The 13,551-nt window shown below is 46.1% G+C and carries 14 protein-coding genes and 2 pseudogenes; 9 read left to right on the top strand and 7 right to left on the bottom strand.

All coding sequences use genetic code 11. The annotated features are described in order from the left end of the window. Positions 1–45: 45 nt before the first annotated feature. Positions 46–963: pseudogene (ilvA, locus tag SDEN_RS02105) on the bottom strand (threonine ammonia-lyase, biosynthetic); the annotation flags it as partial. On the opposite strand from ilvA, the gene SDEN_RS20335 reads away from it, so the two are divergent. The 4 genes and pseudogenes from SDEN_RS20335 to SDEN_RS02090 all read left to right on the top strand — a co-directional run bounded on the left by SDEN_RS20335 (position 860) and on the right by SDEN_RS02090 (position 3,420). After that, positions 860–1,258 (top strand): hypothetical protein, encoded by a 399-nt coding sequence (locus SDEN_RS20335; RefSeq protein ID WP_157599814.1) that lies wholly within the window; start codon positions 860–862, stop codon positions 1,256–1,258. The pseudogene ilvA and the gene SDEN_RS20335 overlap by 104 nt on opposite strands. Next, on the top strand, positions 1,218–1,748 hold the full coding sequence (locus SDEN_RS20330) for a Kelch repeat-containing protein (protein ID WP_086022091.1): 531 nt from the start codon (positions 1,218–1,220) through the stop codon (positions 1,746–1,748). The genes SDEN_RS20335 and SDEN_RS20330 overlap by 41 nt, the downstream gene beginning before the upstream one ends. A 561-nt stretch (positions 1,749–2,309) precedes the next feature. Continuing rightward, positions 2,310–2,805, top strand: a pseudogene (locus SDEN_RS02095) (hemerythrin domain-containing protein); the annotation flags it as partial. A gap of 111 nt (positions 2,806–2,916) precedes the next feature. Further along, positions 2,917–3,420 (top strand): AlbA family DNA-binding domain-containing protein, encoded by a 504-nt coding sequence (locus SDEN_RS02090; RefSeq protein ID WP_011494857.1) that lies wholly within the window; start codon positions 2,917–2,919, stop codon positions 3,418–3,420. Positions 3,421–3,455: 35 nt separating this feature from the next. Here the strand turns inward: SDEN_RS02090 and SDEN_RS02085 are convergent, their stop codons facing one another. The 6 genes from SDEN_RS02085 to lptM form a co-directional block, all read right to left on the bottom strand. Next, entirely contained in the window at positions 3,456–4,169 is a 714-nt protein-coding gene (locus tag SDEN_RS02085) for an HAD-IA family hydrolase (protein ID WP_011494856.1), read from the bottom strand. Continuing rightward, the gene (locus SDEN_RS02080) at positions 4,166–5,131 is read right to left on the bottom strand and encodes a tyrosine recombinase XerC (RefSeq protein WP_011494855.1); all 966 of its coding nucleotides are present in this window, start codon (positions 5,129–5,131) and stop codon (positions 4,166–4,168) included. The genes SDEN_RS02085 and SDEN_RS02080 overlap by 4 nt, the downstream gene beginning before the upstream one ends. 76 nt (positions 5,132–5,207) lie before the next feature. Further along, positions 5,208–5,858: a DUF484 family protein gene (locus SDEN_RS02075; protein ID WP_041405968.1), complete on the bottom strand. Its 651-nt coding sequence runs from the start codon at positions 5,856–5,858 to the stop codon at positions 5,208–5,210. A 119-nt stretch (positions 5,859–5,977) separates the two neighbouring features. Next, complete coding sequence (dapF, locus tag SDEN_RS02070) at positions 5,978–6,805, bottom strand: diaminopimelate epimerase (RefSeq protein WP_011494853.1); 828 nt, start codon at positions 6,803–6,805, stop codon at positions 5,978–5,980. 62 nt (positions 6,806–6,867) lie between these two features. Further along, on the bottom strand, positions 6,868–8,112 hold the full coding sequence (gene lysA / locus SDEN_RS02065) for a diaminopimelate decarboxylase (RefSeq protein WP_011494852.1): 1,245 nt from the start codon (positions 8,110–8,112) through the stop codon (positions 6,868–6,870). A gap of 58 nt (positions 8,113–8,170) precedes the next feature. Then, positions 8,171–8,329, bottom strand: coding sequence for an LPS translocon maturation chaperone LptM (gene lptM / locus SDEN_RS20110; RefSeq protein WP_232279920.1), 159 nt, complete (start codon positions 8,327–8,329; stop codon positions 8,171–8,173). 67 nt (positions 8,330–8,396) lie between these two features. On the opposite strand from lptM, the gene cyaY reads away from it, so the two are divergent. The 5 genes from cyaY to SDEN_RS02040 all read left to right on the top strand — a co-directional run bounded on the left by cyaY (position 8,397) and on the right by SDEN_RS02040 (position 13,220). Next, positions 8,397–8,732, top strand: a complete 336-nt coding sequence (gene cyaY, locus SDEN_RS02060) for an iron donor protein CyaY (RefSeq protein WP_011494851.1) — start codon at positions 8,397–8,399, stop codon at positions 8,730–8,732. Positions 8,733–8,935: 203 nt separating this feature from the next. After that, positions 8,936–9,868 carry a hydroxymethylbilane synthase gene (gene hemC, locus SDEN_RS02055; RefSeq protein ID WP_041405641.1) on the top strand — a complete coding sequence of 311 codons (933 nt, stop codon included), beginning with the start codon at positions 8,936–8,938 and terminating at the stop codon, positions 9,866–9,868. A gap of 76 nt (positions 9,869–9,944) precedes the next feature. Next, positions 9,945–10,661, top strand: coding sequence for a uroporphyrinogen-III synthase (locus tag SDEN_RS02050; RefSeq protein WP_011494849.1), 717 nt, complete (start codon positions 9,945–9,947; stop codon positions 10,659–10,661). 160 nt (positions 10,662–10,821) lie between these two features. Further along, complete coding sequence (locus SDEN_RS02045) at positions 10,822–12,033, top strand: uroporphyrinogen-III C-methyltransferase (RefSeq protein WP_011494848.1); 1,212 nt, start codon at positions 10,822–10,824, stop codon at positions 12,031–12,033. Next, complete coding sequence (locus tag SDEN_RS02040; protein WP_011494847.1) at positions 12,030–13,220, top strand: heme biosynthesis HemY N-terminal domain-containing protein; 1,191 nt, start codon at positions 12,030–12,032, stop codon at positions 13,218–13,220. The genes SDEN_RS02045 and SDEN_RS02040 overlap by 4 nt, the downstream gene beginning before the upstream one ends. Positions 13,221–13,551 lie beyond the last annotated feature (331 nt).

Raw genomic sequence — 13,551 nt, 5'->3', positions numbered from 1 at the left:
GCGCCTAGCGGCCTTTCCTTAGATACTTATGCATCTGCCAATACTTTACACCGCCGGGGTATTCAAAAATAACTGGTACGCTGGGCTGTGGGTTTCTTCTTGATAGACAAAACCAAGCTCAGTTAAAAAGCGCGCAAAGGGCAAGGCATCACTGGCTGGTACTTCAAAACCTGCTAATACTCGTCCAAAGGCGGCGCCGTGGTTGCGATAGTGGAATAAGCTGATATTCCATTGGCTTTGCAATGTGGTTAAAAACTTGAGCAAGGCACCTGGGTGCTCAGGGAATTCGAAGCTAAATAACCGCTCTTGCAGAGGTTTTGGCGGTCTGCCGCCCACCATGTAACGCACGTGCAGTTTTGCGGTTTCATCTTGTGATAAATCTTGCACTTCAAACCCTTGAGACTCAAGGGTTTTGATAATCTCAGCCAGCTCCTCGGCGCCATTGCTTAAGCGAATACCGGCGAACACCATAGCTTGGTCGCGACCACTAAAGCGGTAGTTAAACTCTGTCATCACCCGCTTATTTAATAGCTCGCAAAATCGCAGAAAACTGCCGGGTTTTTCTGGGACCTTGACCGCAAGAATCGCCTCTTTTTGCTCGCCTAGTTCGCAGCGCTCAGACACATAACGCAGGCTATGAAAATTCACATTAGCGCCACTTAAAATAGCCGCCACTTTCTCGCCCTTGCCTGTTTTTCCAAGGTGTTTCTTAAGCCCTGCCAATGCTAGCGCCCCAGCGGGCTCAGCAATAGCGCGGGTGTCTTCAAAAATATCCTTGATGGCGGCGCAGATTTCATCTGAGCTTACGGTTACCACTTCATCGACGTATTCTTTGGCGAGTCGAAAAGGCTCAGCGCCAATGCGCTTGACCGCCACGCCATCGGCAAATAACCCCACCTGGGATAGAGTCACAGGCTCACCCGCTAACAGTGCCGCCTTTAAGCAGGCGGCATCTTCTGGCTCAAAGCAACAAAATGGCCAGCCATTGAAAAATTCATTCTGCAGTTTAGCCTTACTTGCTCTAATGAGTAGCCAAGTTCACGGGACGCAAATTCATACCAGTTTTCAAGACTCTCCAGCTAGCGCAGCCAAGCCAATATTGACTTACCCCAATCTTCCCCAAGCTGTGAGTAATAATGCTGTCGCGTTAGTGAAGAAAAATGATAACAGCTACCTAGTCAGCTTTATGGGCCTAGGTGCGAATAAGGGTTATCAAGATGTGCATAATCACGCTTGGTCATTGGCAAGCTTTGGATGATGTGCCCTATATCGCGCCACTTTCTGGCAGGCTTGCCTCTGTCGCTATTGGCATAAAAGACAGTGCTTATATTTTTGGCGGCTATACCGTGGCTGAAGATCATCAAGAGCTCAGCACCGCAGACAATTACCGCTTTAACATTCAAGATTTACGCTATCAGCGCATTGCCGATATGCCCGTCGCCGTGGACGACAGTGCGGTGGCAAGCTACCAAGACAGGTACATCTATCTCTTTGGTGGCTGGCATCAAGATGGAAACGTCAATTTAGAGCAAGTGTATGACACCCATACCGATACTTGGTCGCAAGCCAGCCCTATTCCAGCCCCTGCAGTATTTGGTCAGGCTGTCTGCATGTTTGCAAATCAGCTGGTGCTGTGTGATGGCGTTAAAATTAAAGCCAATCTCAGGCAGAAGCGCAGCTACCAGGCATCACCTGTGTGTCTTTTTGGTGAAATATCCCCAGATAACCACCAGAGGATCGCTTGGTAGCTTATCCCTCACTATTCTATTGCATCATCACTAGCCGCAAACCGCCATAATGAGCATAAATCCTTGCCCTCTGCCAGTGCTCAAGCCCATTACAGAATGGCGGCTACTGCATCCTCATTTAAAGGTAGTGGGCAAATCATCTTTATGGCCGGCAGCAGCACCCCTACAATTACAATGGTATAGGTTATAACGGCAAACCAAGTGAAGCATCAAACCAACAATATAGTTTCGACCTTAAAACCAAGGTTGGCTCAAACCCATTAACTTGAGCAAGCCAGCATGGATCGTCGAGGCCTTATTTTTCATAACAATCAACAACTTAGGGCGACCAACATAACAGAAGACCAACAAGTGTCAGCCAAGGTACTCAGCTCCCCACTTACAAAGGGGCAGCGCTGCCTGCTATAGCCAGTCATTAGCTCTGATAAGCGAAGAATGTGAGCAAGGACTCAATTTCGCTGTGGAGAATTTGAGGCCGTAACTTAAGGTCGCTAGTATAGATGCAATTATTTTGCATCTTTAGGTTCACTTATGTCTAGCACTCAAATTCTGCCCCTTAATCAAGAGGAAGTCGCGGCCTTAACACCTGGCGACATTATTGATTATTTAGAATCAACTCATCATCAATACATACGTGACACTGGCCCTTTGCTTATTGAATACACGCAAAAAATGCTACGAGCTCACGGTAATGATTGCCCGGAAGTAAAACCTTTAGCAGCGCTAGTACAGGCTTTAGTGGATGATTTAACCCCTCATTTATACAAGGAAGAGCAAATCCTCTTTCCCGCGATCAGGGCCTTAAGTCAAGGTGAACAAGTCAACAGCTGTTTTGGCCATATAGGTAATCCTATCAATGCTATGGAGCATGAGCACAGAGAAGCTGAGCAGTTATTACAAGCAAATTCGACAGTTAACTGATGGTTATCGCATTCCAGAGCAAGCTTGTTACACTTGGCGTAACTGTTATAAAACCTTGGCAGAATTCGATGCTGACCTTCAAGTTCATATTCAACTAGAAAACAACATACTCTTTCCAAAAGCCCTCGCCTATTGAGCCAATCAGCCTTGCGTGGCCTGTTTTCGCCTTTATGACTCAGCCACTTGCTGAGTCATTTTATTTCTCATATGCTCAATCTATCGGCTCACTCATTCAAAGGCAGCCTAGATGACCACGCTTACCTTCGCATTAGATGATATTAATCACCTACAAGAATCGGCTCAAGTTGAGTTTAAATTGGCAGGCGGCCGCGATGGCACTGGCCAGTTACCTGAAGATATGTGGGAAACCTACAGCGCATTCGCTAATACTTTAGGCGGTGAGATCATTCTTGGGGTGCGTGAAGACAAGGGCGAATTTACCATAGAGGGAATAATCAATCCTATGCCTATGTTGAGTGAAATTTGGGAAATCCTTAACGACCCGACCAAGATAAGCCATAACATACTGGCGCCAACTGATGTGCAAATTATCGAGATTGTGTCAAAAAAGCTTATTCGCCTGCATATTCCCGCTGTAGATAAAAACCTCAGGCCCATCTATATTGGCCAAGATCCATTTTCCGGCAGCTATTTTAGAGTGGGAGATGCCGACATGCGCGCCAGTCATGAACAAGTAAAACAAATGCGCCAGCGTTCGGGCATAGATCTTACACTGGCGAAACGCGGCTAACGTAACTGAGCCATACAGTTTAACTCACTAAAAAATCAGACTAAATTAAGCAATTTATTCAGATCATCAAGCTCAACATGAGGCAAGATACTACCGGTGCGGCGTGTTAGCGGATGCTTTTCAGGATTAAACCATACGCTCTGACATCCGGCGCGGCGGGCACCACTCACATCGGCCATTTGATGGTCACCCACATGCAGCAGTTCAGCGGGAGAAATATTCAAGCGCTGGCACGCCAGCTCAAACATATCCCCATGAGGCTTCATCTTCACCCCATGACCTGGATGCTGCACAAACGCTAGCGACTCACTCAAGCCAATACGACTGGCATCCACATTGCCATTGCTGATTCCAACCAAGGTGACTGACTCGGCGAGCTGCTTGAGTAAATTCAGCACCTTGTCGTCTAAGGTAAAATCGCTGCGATAAAAATGAAAACAGGCCATGGATTTCTGTGCGCCTTCACTGGCCTCACTCTCCTTGTAACCTAAACTCATTAGCCCATCGTGAACCATGGCGTAGCGAGCAGCGCTGGTGTCGTGTTTAAGCTCTGGGTGCAAGTCAAACAAATCGTGTTTAATCGTCAGCCAGCCTTGAGCGTGCAAGGTTTGCGTCTTAGGGTAATTCTGATTGAGAAAGGCAAAAAACTTGTCCGTCGCCAATTGCAGATAAGGCGTGTTGTGATACAAGGTATCATCGAGGTCAAAACTTATGGCCTTGAATGCTCGTAATCTTAGGTATTGCTTCATCCTTTCTCCCTCCCTTTTTTCGCCCTTGGGTGCGCACCATCATAGACCTTAGCAAGATGTTGAAAATCCAAACTCGTGTAAATTTGGGTGGTGGATAAATTGGCATGCCCGAGTAATTCTTGCACCGCGCGCAAATCCCCACTCGATTCAAGCATATGTGTCGCGAAGGAATGACGCAACTTATGAGGATGAACCGGTACGGATAAGGCCTGATTTTGACCCCATTTAGCCATTCTGGCTTGAATACTACGATGAGATAGGCGCTTGCCCTGGTTACTGACAAACAAGGCTGGCTCATCAGCTTGCACTAGCAATAACCTTTGAGTGTGCCATAAGGCCAGCGCCTCCATGGCGAGCTTTCCTACCGGCACGCGCCGCTCTTTCCCACCTTTACCCAGCACTTTTACTTCTTGTAACCCCAAGTGAATATCGCCGTAATTTAGACTGGCCAACTCCCCGAGGCGCAGGCCGCTGGAATAAAACAACTCCATGATGGCCCTATCTCGTATAACCAGGGGATCATCGCCATCTATTGCCAATAAATGGCTGATGGCATCCACATCGATATTCTTAGGTAAAGGTTTGGCTTGTTTAGGCGCAGACAAGCCTTTAGCCGGGTTATGAGTGATGCAGTCTTCTGCCAACAGGTATTCAAAAAATTGCTTTAAGGCAGATAAACACAGGGAAAGTGAGCGAGGACTTAAGCCTTGGCGGTGAAGTTTTGCCAGCAGAGCTTGCAGCGCCTCATGGCTTAATGCTAACCACTGCTCATCCGTTTGCGGAGACGTTATTGCATTGGTTTGCGAGGTTTGTGCCGCATATTCAGGCAAACTAAGTGTTGTAAATAAATACGGCTCGGCTCTGCGTAATTCAAACAGATAATTACGCACAGTATAAGGCGATAACTGCCGCTCTGAAGTTAAGTAGCGTTCAAAGCGCGCAAATAAGCTTGTTTGTGCCATCGGCCGCCCTTGTTTGATTTAACCTTGCCTGCGTTTACAGCCCACGTCAGATTAACACTATTGCTTGGAGCATGCGCTAGAACTTAGGCAGCATGTGATCCAGTAAACGTCTTAACTGATCAAAAAATAAATTATCCATTCCTGGGTGAAAATGAGTCGAGTCAGGACTGGCGACAGCAAAAATAACCTGGCCATTCTCATCTGACAGCTTAGTCAGTGCCACAGATCCCACTTCACCGCCGAATAAGCGTTTAGACTCAGACTGAGTCAAACGGCCAAAATAATGGCCCAACGAAATACGATGACGCCAAATATTGGCCAACTCACTGTCGATATCATGCACTGTGATTAACCTAACATGGCTAAAGCCGTAGTGATGTTTTAGCCCTTCTGACAGCACTTGCCTGAGTTCACCTAAGTCTTCACAGGCCAATAATTTGTGGGATAAATCATTATTAAAATGGAATATTTTCTCGTTTTCTTGCGCGCAAACCATCAAAGAAGTGATTTCTTCCTCTAGCTGGGTAACTCGCTGACGCAGTACCTCTTGGCGACGCTCAACTAAAGAAACTGTCCCCCGCTCTTGGTGAGGTAACTGGAGTGACAATAATAACTCAGGGTAGCGATTGAAAAAGTCTGGGTTATCCAGCAAATATTCACGCACTATGTGCTCATCCATGGCGGCATCGAACTGCAAAGGCGTGCCTAGCATTTCCATCGCAGCCATGGGGTTAGCAATGCCCGCTTGGTTGCTGTTGGTGGCAAGTGCATCAGCCGCTTTGGGTTTGGCCATAAGCTTAAGTTTATCGTTAAGGCTGGCGCTTGACTCTGGAGTCAGGTGTTCTGTCATAACTGAATTTGTCCATCGTAAACGTGTTCTGCTGGGCCGGTCATCCATAAAGGCTTACCTTCGCCGTCCCAATCAATGTGCAATGTACCGCCAGGTAAATCAACCCTAACCTGACGTGAAAGCTTGTCTTGCAGCTGACCTATGGCCGCTGCAGCACAGGCACCCGTACCGCAGGCTAAGGTTTCCCCGGCGCCGCGCTCATAGACCCTAAGCTTAATGTGCCCCGGATTAATGATTTGCATAAAGCCCACATTGACCCCTTTACTGAAACGTTCGTGACGGGTCAAAAGCGCGCCAATTTCATCCACGGCCACAGTGTCAATGTCATCCACTTCGATAACACAATGGGGATTACCCATGGAAATAGCACCGCAGAGAAAGGTTTGCACTGGCGTTTGCAACAGATAAGTTTTTTCGACTTTCTTGGCCTTAAAAGGAATATTGCTAGGATCCGTCACGGGCACGCCCATGTTGACCACTACGCTACCATCACGCTCAAGCCTTAGTGTCATCTTCCCAGAAGAGGTGCTCACGCGAATTTTATTCTTCTGTGTCAAACCCTTATTGCGAACGAAGCGGGCAAAACAACGGGCGCCATTGCCGCACTGTTCGACTTCGCTGCCATCGGCATTAAAAATGCGGTAATGGAAATCTAAGTCGGGATCATAGGGGGGTTCGACCAAGAGTAGTTGGTCAAAGCCCACACCAAAATTACGGTTAGCAAGGCGACGGATCTGCTCTGGGGAGAAAAATACATTCTGGGTCACGCCATCGACAACCATAAAGTCATTGCCTAACCCGTGCATCTTAGTGAAATGGATCAAATGCGCCTTCCTTTATCAAACCTATTATTATGTGAGCGGGTGATTATGCTTTCTTGCCTAGTTTACGGCAGCAATTGCTCACCTTGCCAGAGTTGTTGACGTTTTTCTCGCTCGCGAACCACAAACGCCTGTGAACCATCGACCATGATTTCCGCCACTCGTGGGCGAGAATTATAATTTGACGACATGGCAAACCCATAAGCCCCGCATGAGCGTATTGCTAACAAATCCCCTGCCACAACAGCTAGCTGGCGATCTTTACCTAAAAAGTCACCGGTTTCACATACTGGGCCCACAATATCAAATGCTTGAGTCGCGGCATCGCTTTGCTGCACGGGAATGATTTTTTGCCAGGCACTGTATAACGCTGGTCTCAGTAAATCGTTCATGGCGCCATCGACAATGGCAAAACGCTTATTGCTATTTTCTTTAAGGTATAAGACTTGAGTCACAAAAATACCCGCATTGGCAGCAATGGCACGCCCTGGTTCGAAAATAAGGGTTAATTTTCGCTCCCCGAGACGCTCAACCAAGGCGGCGGCATACACCTGCGGCGCTGGCGGAGTTTCATTATCATAGGGAACCCCTAAACCGCCACCCACATCTAAATGCGATAATTCAATACCAAGAGCGGTTAACCTATCCACTAAACCCAGCAGTCTATCCATGGCATCCAAGAAAGGTTTAAGCTCGGTTAATTGCGAGCCGATGTGGCAATCCACTCCTTTAACGTCAATATGAGAAAGGGCTGCGGCGCGAACAAACACTTGCTCGGCCTCTTCCATAGCGATACCAAACTTGTTTTCTTTAAGGCCAGTTGAAATATAGGGATGGGTGCCGGCATCCACATCGGGATTGATCCGCAGCGATACTGGCGCCTTAGTATTCAAAGACTGAGCAACAAGGTTTAACTGCTCAAGCTCGGCGCTCGATTCGACATTAAAGCAGTAAATACCCAGTTCCAATGCCTGTTGCATCTCCTCGACCGTTTTACCCACGCCGGAGAACACCACTTTTTTGGGATCGCCGCCCGCTTCAATGACCCGCGCAAGCTCGCCCCCTGACACAATATCAAAACCACTGCCAAGCCTAGCTAACACATTGAGCACCGCCAAGTTCGAATTGGCTTTGACTGCATAACAAATTAAATGAGGGTGAGTTCCCACCGCATCATCGAAGGCACGCCAATGACGCTCTAGGGTGGCCCGAGAATAAATATATACTGGCGTGCCATGCTGCTGGGCTATTTCTGCCACAGAGCAAGATTCAGCAAACAAATTTTGGTCTTGATAAATGAAATGATCCAAGGGGGCGTCCTTTTATTAACGGCTATATTCGTGTCGGCTTTTACGCCTTAGCAATTGACTACTTAGTGGCAGGGCTCTTTTCAGCCTCTACCTCGCTAATGTGGCTTTGATTCGCCTCTGGCTCGGGGGATTTATATAAAGGTCCCTTCTGGCCACAGGCACTTAGGACTAAGCTAGCAAGTATCATTAATAAAATCAGTCTCATTTTTCTCAACATCTGTGCATCTGGTGGCTAATGGCCTTATAATCGCATTCATAACGTAGAAAGCAAAGGATAGAAATGCATGGCCATGACAGATACTGAATTTCATCAACTCGTTGATGCTATGTTCAGCCAGATTGAAACCGCAATTGAATACGCCATCGATGAGCAAGATGCCGATGTAGATATCGATGCCAGCGGCAATGTACTGCAGTTAGAGTTTCAAGATAGATCGCAAATAGTCATCAATAAACAAGAACCTTTGCATGAGATTTGGATTGCGACTCGCTTTGGTGGCTACCACTTTGCCTTTAAAGAAAACCGTTGGTTTGACGAGCGTAATCAGCAAGAGTTTATGCCGTTTGTGATTGATGCTATTCATAAACAATCGGGTATTGAGCTTAAGTTAACTGCTTAAGCTGTTATTAACTCACCAACAACATTCTATTAAGCCAAGCTTTATGTGATTAGCTCATTTGCGCTTGGCTTTTTCTTGACGCCGAAACAACTCATTCAAATTAAAATCTGCTTTGCTTCAAACATTCACTTAGGCTCGGTTACAAAAATGGCCACTCAGTGATAGCATTGTCACAATTTTGCTCTTTGATGGAAGCGTTTCACATGTCTCAACATCTTATTCGTATCGCGACTCGCAAGAGTCCATTGGCCTTATGGCAAGCTGAGTTTGTCAAAGCGGAACTCGAACGTATTCACCCTGGCTTATCGGTCGAGCTCGTCCCTATGACCACCAAAGGGGATGTACTGTTAGATACACCTCTAGCAAAAGTGGGCGGGAAAGGGCTATTCGTCAAAGAGTTAGAAGTTGCCATGTTAGAGGATCGCGCCGACATCGCCGTGCATTCTATGAAAGATGTTCCCGTGGATTTCCCCGAGGGCCTAGGCTTAGAAATCATCTGTGAACGTGAAGACCCACGTGATGCCTTCGTTTCAAACAACTTCGCCAACCTAGCCGAGCTGCCAAAAGGCGCCGTTGTGGGCACCTCGAGCCTTCGTCGTCAGTGCCAGATCCGCGCCATGCGACCAGATTTAATTATCAAAGACTTGCGCGGCAATGTGGGCACTCGTCTGGCGAAACTCGATAGCGGTGACTATGATGCCATCATACTCGCTGCAGCAGGTCTTATTCGCTTAAAACTCATCTCGCGCATTGCCAGCTATATCAGCCCTGAAGAATCATTACCTGCCAATGGCCAAGGGGCTGTCGGCATAGAATGTCGCACTGATGATGCCAGAGTGAAGGCATTGCTCGCACCACTTGAACATTTAGAGACTCGTTATAGAGTCATTGCTGAGCGCGCCATGAACACTCGCTTAGAAGGCGGCTGCCAGGTACCCATTGGCGCTTATGCTGAAATTGAAGGCGATGAACTTACACTGAGGGGCTTAGTGGGTAATCCTGATGGCAGCCAGATCATCACAGGCCAAGTCAAAGGCCTTAAGAGTGAAGCGAGTCAATTAGGTGAGCAGTTGGCTGAAATATTATTAGCCCAAGGGGCTAAAACAATTTTAGATGCTGTATATGGCAAGGCATAATGACTAAGCACGCGATATCACCTTCTTCAATAGCAAGGGTGCTAAATCATTGGCAAATAGGTAAGCAAAACTTATCATGAAAGTATTACTTACTCGCCCTGAAGGGCGCAATCAACAGATGGCCGATGCACTGACTCAACTTGGCATCGGCTACCACTTGTGTCCTTTACTTGAAATAACCCCATCGAACACCCCACCTAAAGCCAGTTTTTTTAGCGCTGATAAACTGGTGTTTATCAGTGCCAACGCGGTGTATTTCGCTGCCAACAATTTGAACAATCACTTTCCTATGCACTGTGAGTACTTTGCTGTGGGCGAGGCGACTCAGATGGCGCTAGCTGAATATCAAGTAGTAAGCCAAAGCGCGCCCAGCTCGCAACAAGACAGCGAAGGACTCTTGTCACTTTCCCAGCTGCAAGATGTGGAGTTGCAAAAAATAACGATTGTGAGGGGCGAAGGCGGCAGAGAAACGTTAGCGCAAACCTTGTCTGAACGGGGGGCAAATGTCGACTATTGGCAAGTATACCAACGTAGTAAGCCAGCACTCGATCCCAAGTCAGTTTGTCAGCAATGGCAAGACCTAGGAATAGACACGTTAGTGCTCACCAGTGGCGAAGCCTTAGCAAATTTAATGGAACTTGTGCCGAAAGAGCTATTTGCATGGCTGCGCTCATGTCATATGATAGTCCCAAGTCACCGTGTTCAAGTTCAGGCTATATCCCAAGGGTTTCATCGTGTTAGCAATGCGAATGGAGCAAGTACTCAAGCCATACTCACTGCATTGGCGCTTTAACCTCAGCGGCATTTAGTGACAAAAGTATGATAGCGCTTGGATAAATGAATAAAAGACACGGCTCGTTAATATCGATGGGCTTAAAACAATACAACACCTTTAGCTCATAAATTTTGTCATCGGGCTATAATAAGCTAGCTGATTTTTCAAGGACGGTTTCATGGAACATACTGATAAAGAAACAAAAAAAGCCGCCCCAGCAGCAGGATCTACAACTCAAGCGGCACCTGCTGATCCTAAAAGTTCACCCTCGACACATGCAGTGGAAAAAGAAGCCGTTAACACAATCAACAAGGCAGATAAAAAAATGAACAAGGCCGCGACGCCCTCTTCCCAAACGCCAAGTAAATGGCCAATGCGCTTGGGTTTATTATTGTGCTTTATCATTGCCTGTACGGCCTTGGCAGCAAGCTATTGGCTTTATAGTCAGTCGGTTTTACTCAAGTCAGAACTTGCCGCTAAACAATTGCAGGCCCAGCAAATCACAGGTTCGGTCAACACTAGCCTAAGTTACGCTAAAGCTAAGATAGAGTCTCTTGAAAAACAGCAGCAGAATAATGCGAATGCCTACCAAGAATTAACCGCAACCCAGGCCACTATTGAGCAATTACAAACTCAAGTGAACGCCTTGGCTCAACGCAGCCCAAATCATTGGATGGCTTCTGAAGCTGATTATTTGGTAAGAATGGCTGGTCGAAAAATTTGGTTAGAGTCAGATCTTCTCACTGCGGTGCAATTATTAGAGTCTGCCGATGAACGTATTGCTGCAATGCAAAACCCGGCGTTATTACCTATACGTAAAGCATTATCTCAAGATATCGCTCAGCTTAAATCCATTAAATTGTTAGACACTTCGAGCCATATTCTAGCCTTGGACAACCTAATAATAAAACTCGATAACTTACCCCTTAATGCCAACAAGACCCTTGCATCCAGCCCAGTAACAACCGATGCCAAACTTTCAGATGATATCGGCGATTGGCAAGCTAACCTGAGAAAAAGCTGGCAAACCTTTAGCAGCAGCTTAGTCACCATCAGAAAGCGAACTACAGATCTTGAACCGCTATTATCGCCTGAGCAGCAATGGTATTTAACTGAAAATATCAAAAATAAACTTTTACAGGCGCAACGAGCACTGCAAGATAAAAATAACTCTGAATTTCAGCAATCATTAGCCATGGCCAAACAATGGTTAGGCCAGTACTTCGACCTACACCAAGCAAGCACTGCAGCAGCCATTGAAACCATCAATAAACTCGCTGAAATCAAGCTCACGCCCATAACACATCAACAACTAACCGCAGCACCGCTGTTAGAGCAATTAGTTACCTTTGGTGATTTATCAGCCCCTGCTGGGGAGCCAACACTATGATCAAGGCGCTTATTATTGTTGCTATCATTTTAATTGGCCTATGTGTCAGCCCATTATTTATTGATAATACGGGTTATGTCTATATCGCAATTGGTGAATACCAGATTGAAACTAGCCTCATCGTTGCCATAACAGCACTGGTTGCCACTGTTATAATCATGCTGCTGACTAAATGGCTGCTAGGCCTCATCATTAATCTTGCCCTCAGTAGTAAGCATTTACCGCTCCGCTGGCGTCAATCTGCAGCAAAAAAGCATACCTTACAAGGTGCTATTGCCATGGCCGCTGAAGATTGGCCGTTAGCAGAAAAAAGTATGCTAAAAGGCGCGGCAAATGGTGAGTTACCGACCTTAAACCTCTTAGTGGCGGCCCAAGCCGCCCATAAACAAAAGAAAACACAAGCTCGAGATGAATATTTAGCCTCAGCAGCTGCCGAACCCACGGCTCAGGAAGCCGTGTCTATCTCCAAGATACGTTTTTTCATGCAAGATGGTGAGTTCAGCTTAGCCCGTATGGAGCTAGATAAATTAACTCCGACCAGTAAAAGTCCTGATGCAATAATACGTATTTCACTTGAGCTCTACCCTAAGCTTAAAGACTGGCAAGCATTGAAAACCTTACTACCTATTGCTCAGAAAAAACAACTTGCTTCAACTGAAATAATCAATCAATTGACGTTCGATGCTAATAGTCAGTTGGTAGCACAAGCAGCCACTAAAAATACACAAGAGTTAGATAAAGTTTGGCATTGGCTAAGTAAATCAGAGAGGCAAGATCCTTTATTAGCACTTATATATATAAAAGGTTTAATCAGTTTTGGTCTCGCAGAAGAAGGCAACAAACTACTCATTAAGCTAGTCAAACATGAACCATGTGGAACCATTTTCGAAGCTTTACCTGAACTTGTCACCGCGCAAGATAGTGAAATTCGTAAACAACTTATGCGACATGAGGCTAGTTTCGAAAATGATGCCAGTTATCAAGCATGCGTTGCAAAGCTGTGCTTGCAATCTAGGGATATCAAGGAAGCTAAAATAAGATTGCAAAGCGCCTGCCGATTAGCTCCGAAAAGCGAATATTGGTTAGCATTGGCGCAAGTCCAAGAGCAATTGGGTGAGAATACCAATGCTGCACAGTCATATCGTCACGCTTCAACATCCCCTTCAACGGCATGCAGCTTAGTTTAGCTAGTTTGTCATGAATCATTCATGACAAACCCAAGACAATGGCCCGCTTCTAGCGGGCCATTTGTTATCAATACTTTAATGCTCAAATTCACATAGGTAGTTAGCAGTATTCATGGTTCATCTCACTCAAATATTTATATCAAGTCATTGGTATAATATTTTAATTACTAATTTTCAGATAGTTAAAATAAAAATGACACACGTCAAAAAATTGACTACCCATTGCGAATGTTCTATAATTGTTGTTCTGTGGTGAATTTATCTCTTTTTTGCTGTTGCCTTAAACAACTCGGCACCCAAAATCTTAGATTCATCTTAAAAGTATTGCTTT

Source organism: Shewanella denitrificans OS217 (assembly GCF_000013765.1).
Lineage (GTDB): Bacteria > Pseudomonadota > Gammaproteobacteria > Enterobacterales > Shewanellaceae > Shewanella > Shewanella denitrificans.
The sequence above is the reverse complement of the archived record's forward strand: the minus strand, read 5'-3'. Positions and strand labels throughout refer to the sequence as shown.